This is a genomic window from Thiohalomonas denitrificans (assembly GCF_016841685.1).
GTDB classification, from domain to species: domain Bacteria; phylum Pseudomonadota; class Gammaproteobacteria; order Thiohalomonadales; family Thiohalomonadaceae; genus Thiohalomonas; species Thiohalomonas denitrificans_A.
This window is the reverse complement of record NZ_JAENYR010000074.1, coordinates 1-17,048: the sequence shown is the minus strand read 5'-3', so window position 1 is coordinate 17,048 and position 17,048 is coordinate 1. Positions and strand designations below refer to the sequence as shown.

18 protein-coding genes are annotated in these 17,048 nt (G+C 61.0%); 4 read left to right on the top strand and 14 right to left on the bottom strand.

Translation table 11 applies throughout. The features are described from left to right. Positions 1 to 499: 499 nt before the first annotated feature. Positions 500 to 2,734, bottom strand: a complete 2,235-nt coding sequence (locus Q7L05_RS13955; protein WP_303907877.1) for a heavy metal translocating P-type ATPase — start codon at positions 2,732 to 2,734, stop codon at positions 500 to 502. A 409-nt stretch (positions 2,735 to 3,143) separates the two neighbouring features. Here Q7L05_RS13955 and ubiT point away from each other — a divergent pair, with 409 nt between their 5' ends. Beyond that, positions 3,144 to 3,662 carry a ubiquinone anaerobic biosynthesis accessory factor UbiT gene (gene ubiT / locus Q7L05_RS13950; protein WP_303907874.1) on the top strand — a complete coding sequence of 173 codons (519 nt, stop codon included), beginning with the start codon at positions 3,144 to 3,146 and terminating at the stop codon, positions 3,660 to 3,662. A gap of 231 nt (positions 3,663 to 3,893) precedes the next feature. On the opposite strand, the gene Q7L05_RS13945 is transcribed toward ubiT, so the two are convergent. The 4 genes from Q7L05_RS13945 to Q7L05_RS13930 all read right to left on the bottom strand — a co-directional run bounded on the left by Q7L05_RS13945 (position 3,894) and on the right by Q7L05_RS13930 (position 8,104). Next, a complete protein-coding gene (locus tag Q7L05_RS13945) occupies positions 3,894 to 4,808 on the bottom strand; it encodes a U32 family peptidase (RefSeq protein ID WP_303907871.1) in 915 nt (304 codons plus the stop codon). Between the two features lie 162 nt (positions 4,809 to 4,970). Further along, the gene (gene ubiU, locus Q7L05_RS13940; RefSeq protein WP_303907867.1) at positions 4,971 to 5,978 is read right to left on the bottom strand and encodes a ubiquinone anaerobic biosynthesis protein UbiU; all 1,008 of its coding nucleotides are present in this window, start codon (positions 5,976 to 5,978) and stop codon (positions 4,971 to 4,973) included. A gap of 206 nt (positions 5,979 to 6,184) precedes the next feature. Beyond that, positions 6,185 to 7,132, bottom strand: a complete 948-nt coding sequence (locus Q7L05_RS13935) for a TIGR01212 family radical SAM protein (protein WP_303907864.1) — start codon at positions 7,130 to 7,132, stop codon at positions 6,185 to 6,187. Between the two features lie 342 nt (positions 7,133 to 7,474). Further along, positions 7,475 to 8,104: a TatD family nuclease-associated radical SAM protein gene (locus Q7L05_RS13930; protein ID WP_303907861.1), complete on the bottom strand. Its 630-nt coding sequence runs from the start codon at positions 8,102 to 8,104 to the stop codon at positions 7,475 to 7,477. Between the two features lie 133 nt (positions 8,105 to 8,237). Here Q7L05_RS13930 and Q7L05_RS13925 point away from each other — a divergent pair, with 133 nt between their 5' ends. Further along, positions 8,238 to 9,401 (top strand): NAD(P)H-dependent flavin oxidoreductase, encoded by a 1,164-nt coding sequence (locus Q7L05_RS13925; protein WP_303907858.1) that lies wholly within the window; start codon positions 8,238 to 8,240, stop codon positions 9,399 to 9,401. A 123-nt stretch (positions 9,402 to 9,524) separates the two neighbouring features. Here Q7L05_RS13925 and Q7L05_RS13920 read toward each other — a convergent pair whose 3' ends face one another. The 7 genes from Q7L05_RS13920 to Q7L05_RS13890 form a co-directional block, all read right to left on the bottom strand. After that, positions 9,525 to 10,808 carry a hypothetical protein gene (locus Q7L05_RS13920; protein ID WP_303907855.1) on the bottom strand — a complete coding sequence of 428 codons (1,284 nt, stop codon included), beginning with the start codon at positions 10,806 to 10,808 and terminating at the stop codon, positions 9,525 to 9,527. After that, complete coding sequence (locus tag Q7L05_RS13915) at positions 10,796 to 11,080, bottom strand: DUF2249 domain-containing protein (protein WP_303907879.1); 285 nt, start codon at positions 11,078 to 11,080, stop codon at positions 10,796 to 10,798. The genes Q7L05_RS13920 and Q7L05_RS13915 overlap by 13 nt, the downstream gene beginning before the upstream one ends. Beyond that, positions 11,080 to 11,523: a hemerythrin domain-containing protein gene (locus Q7L05_RS13910; protein WP_303907852.1), complete on the bottom strand. Its 444-nt coding sequence runs from the start codon at positions 11,521 to 11,523 to the stop codon at positions 11,080 to 11,082. Before Q7L05_RS13910 ends, Q7L05_RS13915 begins: the two co-directional genes overlap by 1 nt. Before the next feature lie 188 nt (positions 11,524 to 11,711). Further along, positions 11,712 to 12,614 carry a TauD/TfdA family dioxygenase gene (locus Q7L05_RS13905; protein WP_303907848.1) on the bottom strand — a complete coding sequence of 301 codons (903 nt, stop codon included), beginning with the start codon at positions 12,612 to 12,614 and terminating at the stop codon, positions 11,712 to 11,714. A 149-nt stretch (positions 12,615 to 12,763) separates the two neighbouring features. Beyond that, positions 12,764 to 13,297 (bottom strand): Spy/CpxP family protein refolding chaperone, encoded by a 534-nt coding sequence (locus Q7L05_RS13900; protein WP_303907846.1) that lies wholly within the window; start codon positions 13,295 to 13,297, stop codon positions 12,764 to 12,766. A gap of 22 nt (positions 13,298 to 13,319) precedes the next feature. Further along, positions 13,320 to 13,706, bottom strand: coding sequence for a DUF302 domain-containing protein (locus Q7L05_RS13895; protein WP_303907843.1), 387 nt, complete (start codon positions 13,704 to 13,706; stop codon positions 13,320 to 13,322). Positions 13,707 to 13,808: 102 nt separating this feature from the next. Next, entirely contained in the window at positions 13,809 to 14,282 is a 474-nt protein-coding gene (locus Q7L05_RS13890) for a c-type cytochrome (protein WP_303907840.1), read from the bottom strand. 555 nt (positions 14,283 to 14,837) lie between these two features. Between Q7L05_RS13890 and Q7L05_RS13885 the strand changes: the two genes are divergently transcribed. Then, entirely contained in the window at positions 14,838 to 15,398 is a 561-nt protein-coding gene (locus tag Q7L05_RS13885; RefSeq protein ID WP_303907837.1) for an acyloxyacyl hydrolase, read from the top strand. Between the two features lie 78 nt (positions 15,399 to 15,476). After that, complete coding sequence (gene uvsE, locus Q7L05_RS13880) at positions 15,477 to 16,388, top strand: UV DNA damage repair endonuclease UvsE (protein WP_303907834.1); 912 nt, start codon at positions 15,477 to 15,479, stop codon at positions 16,386 to 16,388. Positions 16,389 to 16,400: 12 nt separating this feature from the next. On the opposite strand, the gene Q7L05_RS13875 is transcribed toward uvsE, so the two are convergent. Both Q7L05_RS13875 and Q7L05_RS13870 read right to left on the bottom strand, forming a co-directional pair. Beyond that, entirely contained in the window at positions 16,401 to 16,808 is a 408-nt protein-coding gene (locus tag Q7L05_RS13875) for a hypothetical protein (RefSeq protein WP_303907831.1), read from the bottom strand. A 34-nt stretch (positions 16,809 to 16,842) separates the two neighbouring features. Next, on the bottom strand, positions 16,843 to 17,048 hold a 206-nt coding region (locus Q7L05_RS13870), incomplete at its 5' end, for a hypothetical protein (protein WP_303907828.1).

Here is a 17,048-nt window from a genome sequence, read left to right as displayed (position 1 = left end):
CTAAATGTTCGTCTTTGATTCGGGCCTGCGCAGCAGGGGGTACGGCTCGCAATGACGGCTGAAGGTTCGTCATTGATTCGGGCCTGCGCAGCAGGGGGTACGGCTCGCAATGACGGCTAAAGGTTCGTCACCGATTCGGGCCTGCGCAGCAGGGGGTACGGTTCGCAATGACAGCTATGAGTTCGCGATTGACACGGGCCTGCGCAGCAGGGGGTACGGTTCGCAATGACGTCCGCGTTCTCTCGAGTCGCTTGGTGGATGCGCTTCGCTTATCCACCCTACCAGATGATTACTCCGAACCACGGGGAACACGGGGCGCACGGGGGAGGAAAAAACCCGATAGCTTGTTTTACCCCGTGGTCACCGTGTACCCCGTGGTTAGCAGCGAGGGGCGTGAGCAGGAGCGGAAGCTTTGCGATTCAAACATTCACTCAGTCGCTCACCCAGAACCACCAGATGATCAATCCGATCACGACCAGACCCGCAAGATTGACCCACATCATTTCGAGTCCTCCCCGGCGCGGAAAAAGCGCAGCCGATTGGCATTGGTGACCACGGTAACCGAGGAGGCGGCCATGGCAGCACCGGCGATCATCGGGTTGAGCAACAGACCGATGAAGGGATAGAGCACACCGGCGGCCACGGGAATGCCCAGCGTGTTGTAGATAAACGCCCCGAACAGGTTCTGTTTGATGTTTCGTACCGTGGCCTGGGAGATCGCAATGGCATCGGCGACGCCGTGGAGGGAGCCGCGCATCAGGGTGACGTCGGCGCTTTCGATGGCCACGTCGGTACCTGAACCGATGGCGAAACCCACGTTGGCACGGGCCAGGGCCGGGGCATCATTGATGCCATCACCCACCATGCCGACCATTTCACCCTCCGCCTGAAGCTTCGCAACGGCATCGGACTTGTGCTCGGGCAGGACCTCGGCAATCACCTGATCGATGCCCACCTGGCGACCGACCGCATCGGCCGCAGCCTGGTGATCGCCGGTAATCATCACGACCTTGAGACCCTCCCGTTTGAGGCGGCTTACGGCCTCGGCCGAGTCACTCTTGACGGGGTCGGCGACGGTGATGATACCGGCCGCCCGACCGGCGACCGCCAGTAGCATCGGCGTCTGTGCCTCGGCCGCCAGTTCGCCGAAACGGCTTTCCAATCCGCCCAAATCCACTCCCTGTTCTCCCATCAGGCGCAGGTTGCCAAACAGTACGGTTTGACCGCGCCATTCGGCGCTCACACCGCGCCCGGAGAGGGCCGCAAAATCTTCGACCGCTTCCGGTTGCATGCCGCGCTCCTTGACGGCCTCGACGATGGCCTGGGCGAGCGGATGCTCGGAGCCGGCTTCCACGGATGCGGCTGCGCGCAACAGCTCATCCTCGTCCCAGCCCTCTGCCGGTACTACCGAGGTCACCGTGGGGCGCCCTTCCGTCACGGTACCGGTCTTGTCGAGAACGATCGTGGTGAGTTTTCCGGCCTGCTGCAGCGCCTCGCCGTTTCGAATCAGGACACCGTACTGAGCCGCCTTGCCGACTCCGATCATGATGGAAATCGGGGTGGCCAGCCCCAGCGCACAGGGGCAGGCGATAATCAACACCGTCACGGTGGCAACGATAGCGAACGAGATCCGCGGATCCGGGCCCCAGTTCAGCCAGGCCAGGAACGTGAACACGGCAACAATCATCACCGAGGGGACAAATACCCCGGCCACCCGGTCCACCAGCCGCCCGATAGCAGGTTTGCTGGCCTGCGCCTGGCGCACCATATCGATGATGCGCGCCAGAACGGTGTCCTTGCCGATGCGCTTGGCCTGATAGAGGAAGGAGCCGGTCTTGTTGATGGTGCCGCCCACCACCTCATCCCCGATACCCTTTTTCACCGGCAACGGTTCACCGGTGAGCATGGCCTCGTCGACGCTGGATTGGCCGTCGATCACCACACCATCGACCGGAATACGCTCGCCGGGGCGGACCCGGATGGTCTCTTCCACACCCACCTCGATGATGGGCACATCCAGCTCTTTCCCCTCGCGGACCACCCGGGCCGTTTTCGGTTGCAGACCGATAAGCCGCTTGATGGCCTCGGAGGTACGGCTTCTCGCCCGCATCTCCAGCGCCTGCCCGAAGTTGATGAAGGCGATGATGAATACGGCTGCTTCGTAGTAGGCGTGCTGGGCTATGGAAGGGACACTGTCGGGAAACAGCGTGATCGCCAGCGAGTAGAGCCACGCCGCCCCGGTGCCCATGGCGATGAGAGTGTCCATGTTGGCATTGTGGTGGCGGAACTGCTTCCAGGCACCGATAAAGAAGTGCCGTCCCGCGTAGTACATGGTGGCCCCTGCCACTGCCGCAATCAGCAGCCAGAACAGGGGCGCATCGGCGATCGCGGGAAACCAGCCGGCCATCTCCCCCACCATCAGCGGGGCGCCAACCAGCGCCGCCACCCCCGCTTTACGGAACCGGCCGCGGTAGGCTTCGCGTTCCGCGGCCTCCCGCTCCTCCTGTTCCCGATCCAGGTCCTTGATCTCGGCCGCCTCGTAGCCCGCATCGACCACGGCCTTGATCAGAGTATCGGCGTCCACGCTCCCGCTCACCTGTGCGGTATGCTCGGCGAAACTGACGGAGGCCGTCTCCACGCCGGGGACCGCATTCAGGGCCTTCTCAACCGAGGCCACGCAACCGGCGCAACTCATTCCACCCACCGAGAGGCGATGTTCCTGGACCTTGTTCACAGATGCTCCTATTCTTCAAAAGCGTGCAACCACAGAGGGCACAGAGCTTCAGGCCAATCACACCGCGGCGCAAAGTTCGCTGAAAGGTGGACCTCAGAAAGCTTTTTATTGGCGGGCTGAAGCCCGGCCGACCACGAAAGCTGTAGGTCGGGCCTCAGCCCGTCAGCGACCTTTGGTAGGACAACCCACAAAAAGGCCGCCCGGAGTTCTATTCAAAGCCCAGCCGCCCTCTTTGCCCCTGTGGTGAAAACCAGTAGCCTGACGACTCTCGGTTTCCCTACGATTCATCACAGTTGGAATCGTTCCAGGCGTCTGCCGGGGGAATTCGGGTTATAATCGGGTGCACTTCCAGATGTTAAAGTATGGCCCGAACCCGATAGTTCAAGGCCGTACCCGCAGGAGACTGATCGTGAAACCACCGATGCTGCCGCTCAGCCTTTTCCTCAGGGCCGTGCCGAATACACTCCATAGTGAAGTACTGGGGCACTTGTTCAACCACCTGCTCAAGGGGCAGTGGATGGCCGAAGAACTCGAAGAGCTGCAGGGCAAACGGGTCTGTATTGCCATTACCGACACCGGTACCCGGCTCCGGTTCCGAATCCAGGACCGGCGCTTCCGGCGCCAGCCGGGTCCGGATATCGACGAAAACTGGGATGTCCGCATCAGCGGCAACCTGGCCGATTTCTGGCTGCTCGCCACGCGCGCCGAAGACCCCGATACCCTCTTCTTCGGCCGCCGCCTCGCCATCGAAGGTGAGACCGAAACCGGGCTCTATATCAAAAACATGCTTGACGCCCTCGACTTCGACTGGGACGCCCACCTGCAAGCCGTGCTCGGCCCCCGCCTCGCCCCGCGGCTCCAGCGCCTACTGCAGACCACCGGCATCGACCGACGCATCCGCCGCGTTACGGGCCAGCCGCAATTCTAGGAAGAACAAATCTCACCGCAGAGACGCAGAGTACGCGGAGGGATTGGATATCGTGTAGGAGCCTCGCGCCGGGGCGATTCGCCCTTGGCTTCGAACAGCATCGCGGTGACGCGCCGCTCCTACCGAGTATCAGCGCAGGCCCCAACGCAGAGGCCTCGACGGCGCGCTCTCAAAAACTGCCCTGCGAATCTCTGCGCCCTCCGCGCCTCTGCGGTGCAATTCCAAACGCCCTTATTCCTTCACCGCCTCCAGATCCGGAGCGGTCCAGTTCATGCCGGCCTGGCCGTGCCAGTAGCCGTTGCAGGGGGTGCCGGCGGTCAACCGGGTCGTCTTTTGTACCGCCGCTTCAGGGGAGAGTTCGCCCGCCATCACAGCATGAAAAACAGCGGCGATGTGACCCATGTGGTGCGCCTGGGGGGAGAGTCGCACCACATCGACATCCAGCGACTGCATGTCGGGGATTTCGGCGATCAGGTCTGCGGTGGTATCGGATTGGGTCTGTATGCCGTTGATGGTCAGGAACGGCTGCTCGTCCTGGGAGCGCATCACCAGACCATCTTCATAGTCGATGCAGCGCAGCTGGCAGTCATCCTTGGGAAGATTATGGGCCCGGGCGGTGAAACAGCGCGCCGAAAAAGCGAGCGGCATACGGCCAAAGGCAAAGACCTCGGTTTCCATACCTTCCGGGCGACCGGCCTGCATCGCTGCCAGCGTCTCCCTCGGCAACTCCACCGGCATGACCCAGCGCTGCGCGCCGAGCCCGGCAAGCAGTACGAGGGTTTCCTGGTTGTAGACGTTCAGGTGCGGCCCGGCGGTGAACGGGATGTCGTGTTTGGCACACAGGCGTACCGCGCCCCAGTCGTTGGCTTCCACGCTGAAGCGGCCATTTTCCACGATCTTGCGAAGCGTGATGAGTTCCGACTCCGCCTCGATGAGTGCCAGCGTCGATAGCACCACCTCCTTGCCTGCATCGGCCAGTTCCTCACCGATGGCCAGCCAGTCCTCGAGCTTCGGCGGTCGCCGCTTGGAGCAGACCACCTCACCCAGGTAGACCGTGTCCACGGGCCAGCCGGCGGCTTCCCGATAAAAGGCCCGCACATCCTCCAGCGGCCAAAAATACAACAGAGGGCCCAAGGAAAGCTTCATTGTTCAATGACTCCTGGAAAACGCAGAGTTCACAATCGGTGATTCGTGCCCACCCTTTAAATTCCAATCACGGGGCACACGGGAAGAGGAAGGCTCGAACAACACTTTTTGCCCCGTGCGCCCCGTGCCCCCGTGGTTATCCCGCTCTTTTCCCGCACCGGATTACTGCCACTGACGCTCGAGGGCGCCCAGGGTATGGGTACTGCCTTCGGCCATTTTGTCCAGGGCGGCAATCCAGTCGCTGCGGGGAACGAAGCTGTCGGGGTCCGCCTGACAGGCATCGAGTGCCTGGCGCATCACCCGCGTGACCTGCGCCACGTAGGCGGGGCTGCGCTGGCGGCCCTCGATCTTCACCGCGGAGACCCCCATCCGTACCAGTTCCGGCAGAATGTCGAGCACCGACAGCGAGGTGGGCTCCTCCATGGCGTAGCGCAGGTCGTCATTAATCAGATAGCGGCCCTTGCAGAGCACCGGATAGCCGGCGCTTTCTTCAGGCTTGTAGGTATCGATCAGCACGCCGCCAAGCCGGACTTCCCGTCCCCGGGACGTTTCGGACCACTCGACCGATTTGGCCGGGGAGCACGCACCACAGGTGTTGGGGGATTCGCCGGTGGCATAGGAGGAGAGGTAACAGCGCCCCTCCACCATGACGCAGAGCGACCCGAAAGCGAAAACCTCGATCTCCACACGGGTGTTTTGGAGTACCCGGCGCACCTGGGGCATCGACAGCACTCGGGGCAGCACCACCCGCTGGATATTGAAGTGTTCCCGATAGAATTCGATGGCCTCGTAACTGGTGGCGGAACCCTGTACGGAAAGGTGCAGACGCAGGTCGGGATGGGTAGTGGCGGCATAGCGCATCAAGCCGGCGTCGGCCAGGATAAGGGCATCGACACCCAGATCCGCAGCCATATCCACGGCATGGGTCCAGGTACCCCAGGTCTGCGGCTGGGGATAGGTGTTCAGCGCAAGCAACACCTTGGTGCCCTTGCTTCGGGCGTACTCAATGCCGCGGCGGGCCTGGCGCTCGTCGAAGTTCAGCCCGGGAAAGTTACGGGCGTTTGTTCCGTCACGGAAGCCCATGTACACCGCGTCCGCACCATTGTCGACCGCTGCGCGCAGGGCCGGGAAACTGCCTGCCGGGCAGACCAGTTCGACCTTGTTGTTCATTGTCAACCACCTTTTGTGACCACGGCCTTGGTTGCACCGCAGAGGCGCTGGCTTCGCCGTTCCCTTTTGGGGTGTGGTGAATTAGACGAACCCCATCGATAAGCGGAAAGCCGATCCGGCTTGATGGGGTTCGCAAGCTCACCCCATCCTACGAAACTCCGCGTCCTCTGCGCCTCTGCGGTGCAATATCCGGTGTGTTTTTTGGTCTAAGCCCTTTCCGCCCCCGCGGTTTGCTTCGGCCCGCCCTGCCCCTGGCGCGTCCCCCGACGCGCCAGTTCATGTTCGATTCCATTGAGCACCCGCCACTTCCAGTTGCACCACTCGGGCGCGAGCAGGATTTTCTTTGACGCAGTGCCGGTGACGCGATGATACACCACCTCGGGTGGGGTCATCCCGATGAGGTCGGCTGCAGTCTCGATGTACTGCTCGAAGCCCCAGGGCCGGTACTCACCTTGCCGCCATTCATTCGCCAGTACGGTGCCCTTGACCACATGCAGGGGATGGAGTTTGAGTCCATCGACGCCCTCCTCCAGCACCCGCTCCAGGGTCACCCGGCTGTGCCAGGCGGTTTCACCCGGGAGGCCGAGAATCAGGTGGGTGCAGACCGGCAGCCCGCGCGCGCGGGCTGCGTGCAGCGTTTCACGGTATTCGGAAAAGCCGTGACCGCGGTTGACGCGCTCCAGACTGCTGTCGAAGGCGGACTGGAGGCCCAGTTCCAGCCAGACCTCCTTACCCTGGGCCTGATAATCCGCCAGCAGATCAAGCACATCCTCCGGCACGCAATCGGGCCGTGTCCCCACCGAAAGGCCGATAACACCGGGCTGGCGGAGGGCCTCATCGTAGAGGCCTTTGAGATATTCGACCTCGGCATAGGTATTGGTGTAGGCCTGGAAATAGGCCAGAAACTTCCTGGCGCGGGTTCGCCGGACGATTACGGCCTGTCCTACGGCCAGCTGTTCGGGGACCGGCACGGATTGCGGGCGACTGTTGGGACTGAATGAGCTGTTATTGCAAAAGGTGCAGCCGCCAATTCCCTTGGAACCATCGCGGTTGGGACAGGTGAAATCTGCGTCCACCGACACCTTGTGGACACGCTCGCCATAGCGGGCGATGAGCCACTGACCGAACGTGTTGACATAATCCGAAAGCGCCATATCACCCTTTTTAGATCAAACCGCAAAGCACGCAAAGAACGCCAAAAACGACTTGCACCGCGGAGACGCAGAGTACGCGGAGGTTCGCGGAGCGGTGTGAATCGTTTCAGCGAACGAGCCGCAACAGCCCTTGGTTTTTCTGCGAACCTCCGCGTACTCTGCGTCTCCGCGGTGCAATATTTGAGTCTGTTGTTTTCTTTGCGACGCTCTTTGCCGTGAGCTTTCTTTAGGGAACCTCTAAAAGTTCATTTTTCGTCACTCCCGCGAAAGCGGGAGCCAGAAAAATCAAACGGCTGGATTCCCGCTTTCGCGGGAATGACGAATTGATAGAAGTGCCCTTTATCAACCAACCACGTCGAGGACCCGGCGGCGGAATTTGACGTCCAGTTGGTGGGCGATACGCTCACAGGCTCCGACATCGACGCCCGGCAATCCGTCAATGGCAGTCATGGTGACATCAATGCCACTCTCCCGGGCGCGACGGGCGAAATCCAGCATGGCCTCGAAGGTGCCCTGCCGCTTGGGCCGGCAGTGCCGTTCGTAGAATTCGGCATCCTGAGCGTTCATCGAAATGGAGACAGTATCCACTGCCTCGGCCATCTCCGGCGTGACGTCACGGCCATTGATCAGGCTGGCCAGTCCGTCCGTATTGACCCGTATCCGGGCCCCTCGACGCTTGAGTGTCCGGGCGATATCCAGCAGGGCATCGAGGCGCTGCGTCGGCTCGCCGAGCCCGCAGAAAACGATGCTTTTGTATTTCCCAGGGTCACCCACCGCCTCCAGAACCTCCTCGACCGAGGGCTCGCGGTGCAGGCGCAGATCATACTCCTGCACTGCCCAGGTCTTCTGGTGTTTGGGACAGAAGGTACAACGAAGCGTACAGCGGCTGGTGATATTCAGATAGCCATTGCCGTGTAGCTCGTAGGCTATGATGTCGCGTGGCTCTTCACTATACTGCGGGCTAGCCTGCATTGCCGGATTACCAGGAAAAAACAAGGTATATCAGTGTAGGTGAATTGGCCCGAAATCTCGAATGATGCAGATCAATTCCGACCCATCCTGTATCATATTCGGTTTCCCTCCCAAGGTTTGAAGCAGGTGTTCCATGTTTGACATCCCCTTTCCGCTCCTGAAGATCCGTGAAAAGGAGCTTTTGCCCGTAATTCAGGGAGGGATGGGCGTTGGCGTCTCGGCCCATCGCCTGGCAGGCACCGTCGCCCGGGAGGGAGCTGTAGGCACGATTGCTAGTATCGACCTGCGTGTCCACCATCCCGATCTCATGGAGCGGACCCGCCGGGTACGCGACCGTAACGTCATAGAGGAAGCCAACCTCGAGGCGCTGGACCGGGAAATCCGCTCAGCCCGGGAGATCTCGGGCCCCGATGGCTTCATCGCCGTCAACGTGATGAAGGCGGTGGATCGTCACCAGGATTTGGTACGCCAGGCCTGTGAAAGCGGCGCCAATGCCATCATCATGGGGGCAGGCCTGCCGTTCGACCTTCCGGATATGATCAAGGGCTATGAAGACCAGGTTGCCCTCATCCCCATCCTTTCCGAAGAGCGAGGCGTACGCGCGGTACTCAAACGCTGGCTGCGCAAGGGTGTGGTGCCTGATGCCATCGTCCTCGAACATCCGGCGTTTGCCGGCGGCCATCTCGGCGCACCCAAGCCCGAAAACATCAAGGACCCGCGGTTCGATTTCAAGCGGGTGCTCGGCGAAATCCCCAAGGTCTTCGAACAACTCAAACTCGATGCCATACCGCTGCTGCCGGCCGGAGGCGTCAACTCGTTTCAAAAGATCAAAGAGCTATTGAGCTTTGGCGCCAGCGGTGTGCAGATTGGCACTCCCTTTGCTGTCACCGAAGAGGGCGATGCCCACGACAACTTCAAAAAGGTCCTGCTCGAGGCCAAGCCGGATGATATCGTTACCTTCATGAGCACCGCCGGTCTTCCTGCCCGTGCAGTACTCACGCCCTGGCTCAAGAAGTATCTGGCCCGCGAGGAGAAGGTTCGAGCCCGCGCCACGCCCGAAAAAGGCACCTGTGCCGTCTGGTTCGAATGCCTGACCCACTGCGGCCTGAAGGATGGCGACGGGAGTTCCGGCCAGTTCTGTATCGATACCCAATTACAGGCGGCGGTTCAGGGCAATGTGGATAAGGGACTCTTCTTCCGGGGCTCCGAGCCACTGCCGTTCGGAGACCAGGTGCGCTCGGTGCACGACCTGCTTACCTATCTGCTAACCGGCAACGATCCAAGGGTGCTGGCCTAGAGAATGGGCTCCAAAATGTAGGTTGGCGCTGAGGAACGAAGCCCAACCAAATCGGCGTTGGGGTTCGCATAACTCACCCCAACCTACAAAAAAAATGACCGGTGACGATCCGAGAATTTGGGTTTAGGCCCGCAGGGTTCGCCGATAGAGGCGCAAGGCGCCCAACAGATTCCACCCCAGCCATACCATCGACAATAACAGCAACAGCCCTGCCGGCGACGTCAGCACGGGCCATACCGCCGCCGCCATCAGCAACACCAGAGCTCCCGCCTGTACGCGAAACTGCCAGCGCATGGCCGGCTCGGGGATGATCTTGCGCATATTGGGGACACCCACCAGCGAAAGACCGGCGATCTGCCGCTGATTGTTGAGGTGCAGCCAGACCAGAAAAGGGACGATCTTGTAGAGCATGCCGTTCACGGCCGACATCGCAAACCCGACGATAAACAGCACGCCCAGCAGCAGTCCGGGAAGCTTGTCGAGGGTGAGACCCACCGCCCAGGTCAGTACCACCGCCGCCAGACTGGCCATTGCCAGTCGCCAGAAATCCAGTGTTACGTCGGGCAGGCGGCGCTTGCGGCGGACCTGCACGCAGACCGTCGCCAGGGCAAACAGCAGGACTCCCCCTGCAATCAAACCGGCGGCGACGGTAGCAATAACGTCGGGCACCATTGCCATCGCACGGCCCAGCGACCAGACACCCAGCAACACAAAAAGGCCAGGCGTCAGAAAGCGCATCAGCGGCCGGGGATAGTCGGGTGTGATCTGGAACATCGGCACCACCTGGTAGGCCACTCCCGCCAGCAGCAGGACCACCCAACCAATAAACCCCCAGCCCAGATGCAAATCGGTATACTGCCGTGCCATGGGTATCGCGCCGGTGTACCCGAGAGCCAGATAGAGCCCCAAGGCCACCGTGATGGTGAGCGCGAGGATGGACAGGGCCATCGCCGTAACCGTGAAGTGTCCGGAGCGGGCACGCAGCAGGCTGGAGGCGGTTACCGCCACAAAAACCAGGAACCCGCTCCCAAGCAAGGCGATGGCACCGTACATCAGACCCGTACCGCCGCCCGCCAGACCCGCCACCAGTGACGCGATACCCAGCGTCAGTAACGGGTGCATGATCCGACTTACCCATTTCGCACGTGGCACCGGCGATCCGACCAGAACCGGCAGTAACTGCTGGACGGCACCGACCATCACCATAGCCAGAAATCCGAGCGTCAGCAGATGCGTCACGGCCAGGGTAACAGGGGCCCAGCGGCTCGTTAACGCGTCACCGCCAAAAATGATCAGTAGCAATGCCGCTGTCGCCCCGAAGACCGGAGCAGTGAGAAAAAAGCGCAAAGGAACCGATATCGGCGGAGCCTGTTCCAGAGACAACGCGGCGGGGTTCATTCCCGCCATTCCGGAAGCTCTCTTGCAATCGCTTCGGCGGCACGGGCTGCCTCGATATCACCTTCCCGCCAAATCAGGACCTCACAGGCCACATCCCGTCCGCCGCGGCTCAGGTGGCGAAAGCCCTGCTGATCGAGGGTATCGAACAGCGGGTAAGGGAATCGCCGATGCCGCATGCGCAGGTATTCCCCAGGCCGCAGGCGCGCGGCGCTCTCCAGTGTCAGCACCAGCGGCTCCGGTGGCTCCAATTCACTGACGTCGAGTACGACTGCTTTTGCCATCACTCGGCAGTAACGGCTTCCATCTGCTTGAAAAGCTCCTCACGTTCCGCAGCCAACACCTGATCAGTCATCGGATAGAGGATCTGCTCCTCTTTGGAATTGTGCTGCTGCATGAGGATCAGCAGGGTTTCGCCGGCCCCCAGGTAGGCGTCCACATCCTTTTCAGCCACGGCATCACGCATCTGCTGAAACAATTGGCGCATCTGACTGTGCTCATGACGCATCACCTGTGTCGGCCCCATGGTCGAACCCTGGGCCGCTTCAAAGGCGGCAAACAGTACCTGCTCCTCCATGTTAAAGTGACGCTCCATGGCATTGAGAAAATGGTCATTGGCCTTGCCCGCCACGTTCCAGTCGCCGCTATCCACCGCCCGTTCGGCCTCGGCATACAAGGCATCGCAGGCACTGTGGTCGCCGCCCATAAAGTCGGAAAAACTGTTCATGGTTTTGGTTTCACCTCTGCACGCTTGTTCATAGGGCAACCGCATACCGGAAGACCCAAGGGTGCGAGTATGCGTTGACCCTGACTATTCAGAATTGCAGACACTGTAGCCGAGCCTGATCGGGGCGCCCTTGACCTTGGTCAACGGCGCCTGTTGCCTACCACCTGAAGCAGAGTCTCCGCCGCGGTTCAGGTGCGACTGACACGATCGTAGTAGCGGGCGCGGTAAATCAGACGCCGGGGGGCGCTGGGCAGGTCGTCAAAGCCACTGCGGTCATGCAGCACGTTGTTGGAAACAAGCCCCATACCGCTCTCCAGGCGCGCACGGAAGACAAAAGGCGAATCCCCCTCGTAAATCGCACGCAATCGGGAAACCGCTTCGTGGACCGCCGGCTCGTCCTTCCATTCGATATTGCGCTTGCGGGCCGTGTAGCGCATGTGGAGGTTACCGTCGGGTCGAACCGAGAAAACCGGACCCACGGCGGAGCCGCGATATCCGCCCTCGGAATTCGTGCCGGGGGGAACGGTCATGGCGTCAGCCTGCATGAGTGCCCGGATGAAATCGGGATTCTCGTCGCGAAGCAGCAGATAGACGATCTCCGGATCGAGCAGCGCGTTCTGCCCTCCCGTCGCCGCAGGCTCGACGCAGTGCAGCAGCAGGCCGTGGATCTGCCGCTGCGGGGGATTGTAGTAGCCATCCGTGTGCCAGCTGATCGGACGATTGGTATAGGGAATGTACTTCGGTCGCGGCCCGGCCGGATTGATCGTCAGCGAAGTGATGCCGTCATCATCGGCCAGCCAATTGGCATCGAGACGATTGAGACCCAGGGCGGCGCCGAGTGCCACGACAATCCCCTTGTCGGCTTCACCACCAACGCCACTGGTGTAGACCGCCATGTTCGTCTTTCGTATCCGGCGCAGGACTTCATCGTGCTCGGCACGGCTCAGGCGACGCGGATCGCGGATCTCGACCACGAGCTCAGCTGCGCCTTGAGGATAGTCGACAAGCTTGGCGTCGCGCCAACGTAAGTAGGCGACTTCGTTCTGGAGCAGAAAAGGGGAAGTCGTGACGGACCTGACAAGTTCAGACATGCTTTCTCCGTACAGGGCGACCCGCGCCCCCACCCCCAGGGTGGGGTTGGTCACATTCCCGGGGGTGTGGCCAGGCCCTGGTAGCCTATGGGACTCTAACGCTAACCCCCTGCGATTGAGCAAGTCCCACAGGTTACCAGTTTTTCAGTCTACTGCCCCTGCCAGCCCTGTCCGCGCAATTGCTGACGCTGCTCCTCGGTCAAAAGCTCCCACATACGGTTGTGGGCCCGCACCTGCGACTCGGCTATCTCGCGCTGGATCTCGCTCATCCTCGCGTAAGCCTCACCCACCTTTTCAGGATCGGGGGTTTCGTTGGCATAAAGTCGATTCAGCTGGTTCATCGCCTCCTGCATCCGGGCGCGGCGCTCCCATTGCTGCTTCTGCTGCTGTTGCATAATCTCGCCAATCTGCTGTCGTTGCTTTTCGTCGAGATTCAGCGACCAGATACCACCCATGCCGTAACCGCCGCCCATCATACCCGGACCCATGGCACCAGGGCCCATTCCGCGGCCACCCTGCGCCATGCCCGGGCCACCCTGCATTCCGGGGCCTGTACCCTGTCCCTGCATCATACCGGGGCCGGAACGCTGTTGCGGCGGTTGCTGCTGAGCGGATGCACTGGTTACCACGAGGACTCCCATCAGCCCCGACAGAGCCATAGCCCATACAATCTGCTTGTTCATCATGCCTCCTTTCTTTGGTTTTTCAGGCTGCCAGGCTATCTCGCACTCGTTCCAGGCGAGAGCGCACTTCACGGCCCAACTCCTCCAGTTCCGGGCGCTGCACCAGACCCAGAACCGTCATCGGATCCATGAACCCGACCACGATGCTGTCGCCCTCCTCACGGACGATTACGTTGCACGGCAACAGCAAGCCGATGTCCGGCTCTAATTCGATAGCCTGATTCGCCAGCTGCGGGTTGCATGCCCCGAGGATCTTGTAAGGGGCGCGCTCGACATCGAGCTTTTTCTTGAGGGTGCCCTGTACGTCGATCTCGGTCAGCACACCAAAACCCTCCTCTTTCAGGGCTTCCGTGGTGCGCTCGACCACATCATCGAAGCTGCCCTGAACTTTTGTGGTAAATCCGTACATCGTTTCCTCCTCGTCAAGGGATCGTGAAAGCATAGCTTTGCCGTGGATGTTTCGCTAAGGGTCGACGGAAGTGCCCCTTGGAGGGGCACTTCCATCGCTGCCTTAGCGTGAAGCCTGCCTGGAGCGGATCTCTATTTCCTGCCAGGCAGCGTAGACTTCGTCGGTCCAGCGCGACTGAACCCAGTCGATGATGGAATTGATGTCATCATCACTCAATTGCCCTTTCCAAGCCGGCATTTGACCGCCCGGCGGACCACCATTCCTGATCACATGCTGAAGCATCCGCCGGGGGTGATGCCAGGTATGTCCGGTGCCGTTCAGCGGTGGTGCCGGAAAGGAGCCCTGCGGATCGCGCTCGCGCCAATCGGGGGCGCCTTCGCCACCCGCACCATGGCAGGAGGAGCAGTTTTGCTGATACAGTTTGCCGCCGCGGACCACCCGGGAGAAGTCGATGTCGCGCGCAGGAGCGGCCGCAATTTCTCCTGAAGCTGAAGAGGGAGTCGTTTCTGTCTCGCTGCCACAAGCGGAAAGCAGCAGTGCGAGCGAGACCATCGCAATGGAATAAAGATAATGCATGGAGCCACCTCGAATCAGAATCCGAAATCATCGTATAAACAGGGGATGAATCGCCGTTTGACGGCGGGAGGATTCAGGATCGAGGTGGTTGCAGCGGAGGCGCCGCGAGGGCATCCCGGTAACCGGAAGGAAGATCCACAAAACGAACCGCAGGAGATGCGATATTCAAAATGGTCGCGGTACTGACGTGCCAGATTTGGCAGCCCTGACACTCTCCGCCGCAGGGATGCACGACGACCGCGCCGGAGGCCTCGTCGCACGTGGGGCAAGTCATCCCCCCATCGGCCGGGTGTGCCATGGCCGGCGCTGGCGAAACCAGGATGAGTATCAACAAAATGAGCGGCAGTACGCGCACGCAGGTTCCTGTCGGCGGAAGTCTCGATCGATTCTAGCATTACCCGGCTTGCGAAGCACCCTTTGCTGTAGGCGGCCCTCAGAGCCTCTTCGCACGGCGAAGGAAGAGTTTCAACAAGGTATGGACCGGTCGTCCCATGACCGTGTACCGGATGAAATCAAGCTAGGATTGAAAAGGCAGAGAAACAGTGGAGTTCAGCAATGAGAAGAGGCCAATGGCTGCTCATCGGCGTCCTGCTAGGTTTGGGGACGGGTTCGGCGGCGGCCGTCGATGGATGGGTGCTGGATGGCGGCAGGGGCTTTCCCAGCCTCGGGCCCGGCAACGAGGGGACCGCCACGCGGTTCGGCCTGACGTGGGACTGGCCCTGGCGGTGGCTTGAAGATGGCGACTGGGAGCTCTCCGGACAGTGGGAAGTGACCGCCGGGACGCTGGTGGAAGACGATGATGACAATGCGCCGATAACCGAGGTAATAGAGGGCGGCCTCGTCGGGATGGCCCGCCTGGCCCGCTATCGGCAGAATGCAGGCGGCCCTTACCTCGAACTCGGTGTCGGACCGCACTATCTCTCCGATAAACAGCTCGACAGCGTAAGGCTCGCCACCCACTTTCAGTTCCAATCCATCGCCGGCTTCGGATCACGCTTCGGCGAAAACGGCCGGTTCGAGCTCGGCTACCGCATCATGCACCTGTCGAATGCAGGCATCGATACACCCAACCCCGGCCTTAACTACCACCTCCTTCACTTTGCTTATCGGTACTGAGCCGAATGTTGGGGTACGCGCTCGCACCATCGGTCGGTCAGTCAGTTTGAGTTTGCCTATATCCTATATTGAGTTCGGATGCTGTCGAAGGAGTGGGATGTGCGGTTCGGTTTCGTCGCCAATGCCAACACGCTCGAGTGCAAGGCCAATCACCGTTTTCGCCTCGCCTCCTACTCCGAGGCGCGGCTATTCGAAACCGTCGCGGCCAACCTCGACTGCATGGAGGCGATACTGCGATTTGCGGTACGGCACGGAGTCGGTTTCTTCCGAATCAGCTCCGACACCGTGCCATTCGCGTCTCACCCGATCTGTCGCGCCGATTGGGTCAACCGGTTCGCTGACCGTTTTGCCGCAATCGGCGCCTATATCCGCCGGCACAAGCTGAGGATCTCCATGCATCCCGGCCAGTACACGGTACTGAATGCGCCGGATGAACGGATTCGGACCCGCAGCATAGCCGAGCTGCGCTATCACGCGGCTTTGCTTGATGTCCTGGGTTTGGATCGGACGGCCCGGATTCAGCTGCATGTGGGCGGCGTCTACGGCAACAAGGAGCACGCGATTGCGGCATTTTGTCGACAATACGAGGGGCTTGAAGGGGGCCTTCGCAAGCGCCTCGTCATCGAAAACGACGAAAGGAATTACTCCTTGCGCGATTGCCTCTCGATCCACGGGGAAGTGGGGATTCCGGTCGTTTTCGACACCTTCCACCATCAATGCCTCAGTGCCGGGGAGTCGGTGCGAGAGGGTCTGGCGGCGGCAGCAAAAAGCTGGTCAAGGAAGGATGGACCTCTGATGGTCGATTACAGCAGTCAACAACCCGGACGCCGTCGCGGAGCCCATGCCGATAGCCTCGACGAGCAGCACTTTCTGCGCTTTCTTGAGCAGGCCGCGGGATTCGACTGCGATGTAATGCTGGAATTGCGGGACAAGGAGGTGAGCGCCCTGAAGGCCGTCGCATTGGCCCGTCGGCACGGCTTTCCGAAATGAGCGAAAGCGCAATCAGGGCTCCCCGGCAAGCGGCGCCGGTTCGGGTGTCGACGGCACCCCCTCCACCAGCTCCATGCGCTCTACATCCGCCAATGTCACCGATCGGCCGTCGATCGTGCGGAAACGGCGACCGTGGACTCCATCGCGATAGACGGCATACTGGCGAACTTCACTGCTACGAGTATCGATCACGCGCACCGTGAAAATTTGATGCTTGGCCTCCCATTCGAGCCAGAAGACAAAGGCACTCACCCCCAAGACGGCAAGCAGGGCCCCCGCCGGAGCCATACGCCAGTACCACGGAGAGCGTGCCGCGCGCGGCGCAGGCCTGCGCGATCGTTGCCGGGCCTCGCCTCGATGACGAGTCCAGAAGATAACGCCCGCCACAATGAGGGCGGTAAAAAGCAGCTTGGTGATCATGAATAGGCATGCATGGCCGGTTTTGCTTCCTAGTCTACACGGACAACGTGCTCCCAACCCACTCTGACCGAACCGTGGCTTTCGCGTTCCAAAACTCCACCACAAAGCCGCCGGTGTCGTAGTCGCATGCACCAACGATGGCGGCACTATCACAGACATCGCGAGGTATCCGCCTCTGGTGGGCCAGGAGCCTGTCGGACTTAACACTGATCGACTCGGCTCGGGCATCCTGCTTCGCTC

Coding starts and splice junctions, on each gene's coding strand:
- Q7L05_RS13945 (WP_303907871.1), bottom strand. CDS start 4,808: ATGAAGCTTTCCTTGGGCCCTCTGTTGTATTTTTGGCCGCTGGAGGAT.
- ubiU (WP_303907867.1), bottom strand. CDS start 5,978: ATGAACAACAAGGTCGAACTGGTCTGCCCGGCAGGCAGTTTCCCGGCC.
- Q7L05_RS13935 (WP_303907864.1), bottom strand. CDS start 7,132: ATGGCGCTTTCGGATTATGTCAACACGTTCGGTCAGTGGCTCATCGCC.
- Q7L05_RS13930 (WP_303907861.1), bottom strand. CDS start 8,104: ATGCAGGCTAGCCCGCAGTATAGTGAAGAGCCACGCGACATCATAGCC.
- Q7L05_RS13925 (WP_303907858.1), top strand. CDS start 8,238: ATGTTTGACATCCCCTTTCCGCTCCTGAAGATCCGTGAAAAGGAGCTT.
- Q7L05_RS13920 (WP_303907855.1), bottom strand. CDS start 10,808: ATGGCGGGAATGAACCCCGCCGCGTTGTCTCTGGAACAGGCTCCGCCG.
- Q7L05_RS13915 (WP_303907879.1), bottom strand. CDS start 11,080: ATGGCAAAAGCAGTCGTACTCGACGTCAGTGAATTGGAGCCACCGGAG.
- Q7L05_RS13910 (WP_303907852.1), bottom strand. CDS start 11,523: ATGAACAGTTTTTCCGACTTTATGGGCGGCGACCACAGTGCCTGCGAT.
- Q7L05_RS13905 (WP_303907848.1), bottom strand. CDS start 12,614: ATGTCTGAACTTGTCAGGTCCGTCACGACTTCCCCTTTTCTGCTCCAG.
- Q7L05_RS13900 (WP_303907846.1), bottom strand. CDS start 13,297: ATGAACAAGCAGATTGTATGGGCTATGGCTCTGTCGGGGCTGATGGGA.
- Q7L05_RS13895 (WP_303907843.1), bottom strand. CDS start 13,706: ATGTACGGATTTACCACAAAAGTTCAGGGCAGCTTCGATGATGTGGTC.
- Q7L05_RS13890 (WP_303907840.1), bottom strand. CDS start 14,282: ATGCATTATCTTTATTCCATTGCGATGGTCTCGCTCGCACTGCTGCTT.
- Q7L05_RS13885 (WP_303907837.1), top strand. CDS start 14,838: ATGAGAAGAGGCCAATGGCTGCTCATCGGCGTCCTGCTAGGTTTGGGG.
- uvsE (WP_303907834.1), top strand. CDS start 15,477: ATGCTGTCGAAGGAGTGGGATGTGCGGTTCGGTTTCGTCGCCAATGCC.
- Q7L05_RS13875 (WP_303907831.1), bottom strand. CDS start 16,808: ATGATCACCAAGCTGCTTTTTACCGCCCTCATTGTGGCGGGCGTTATC.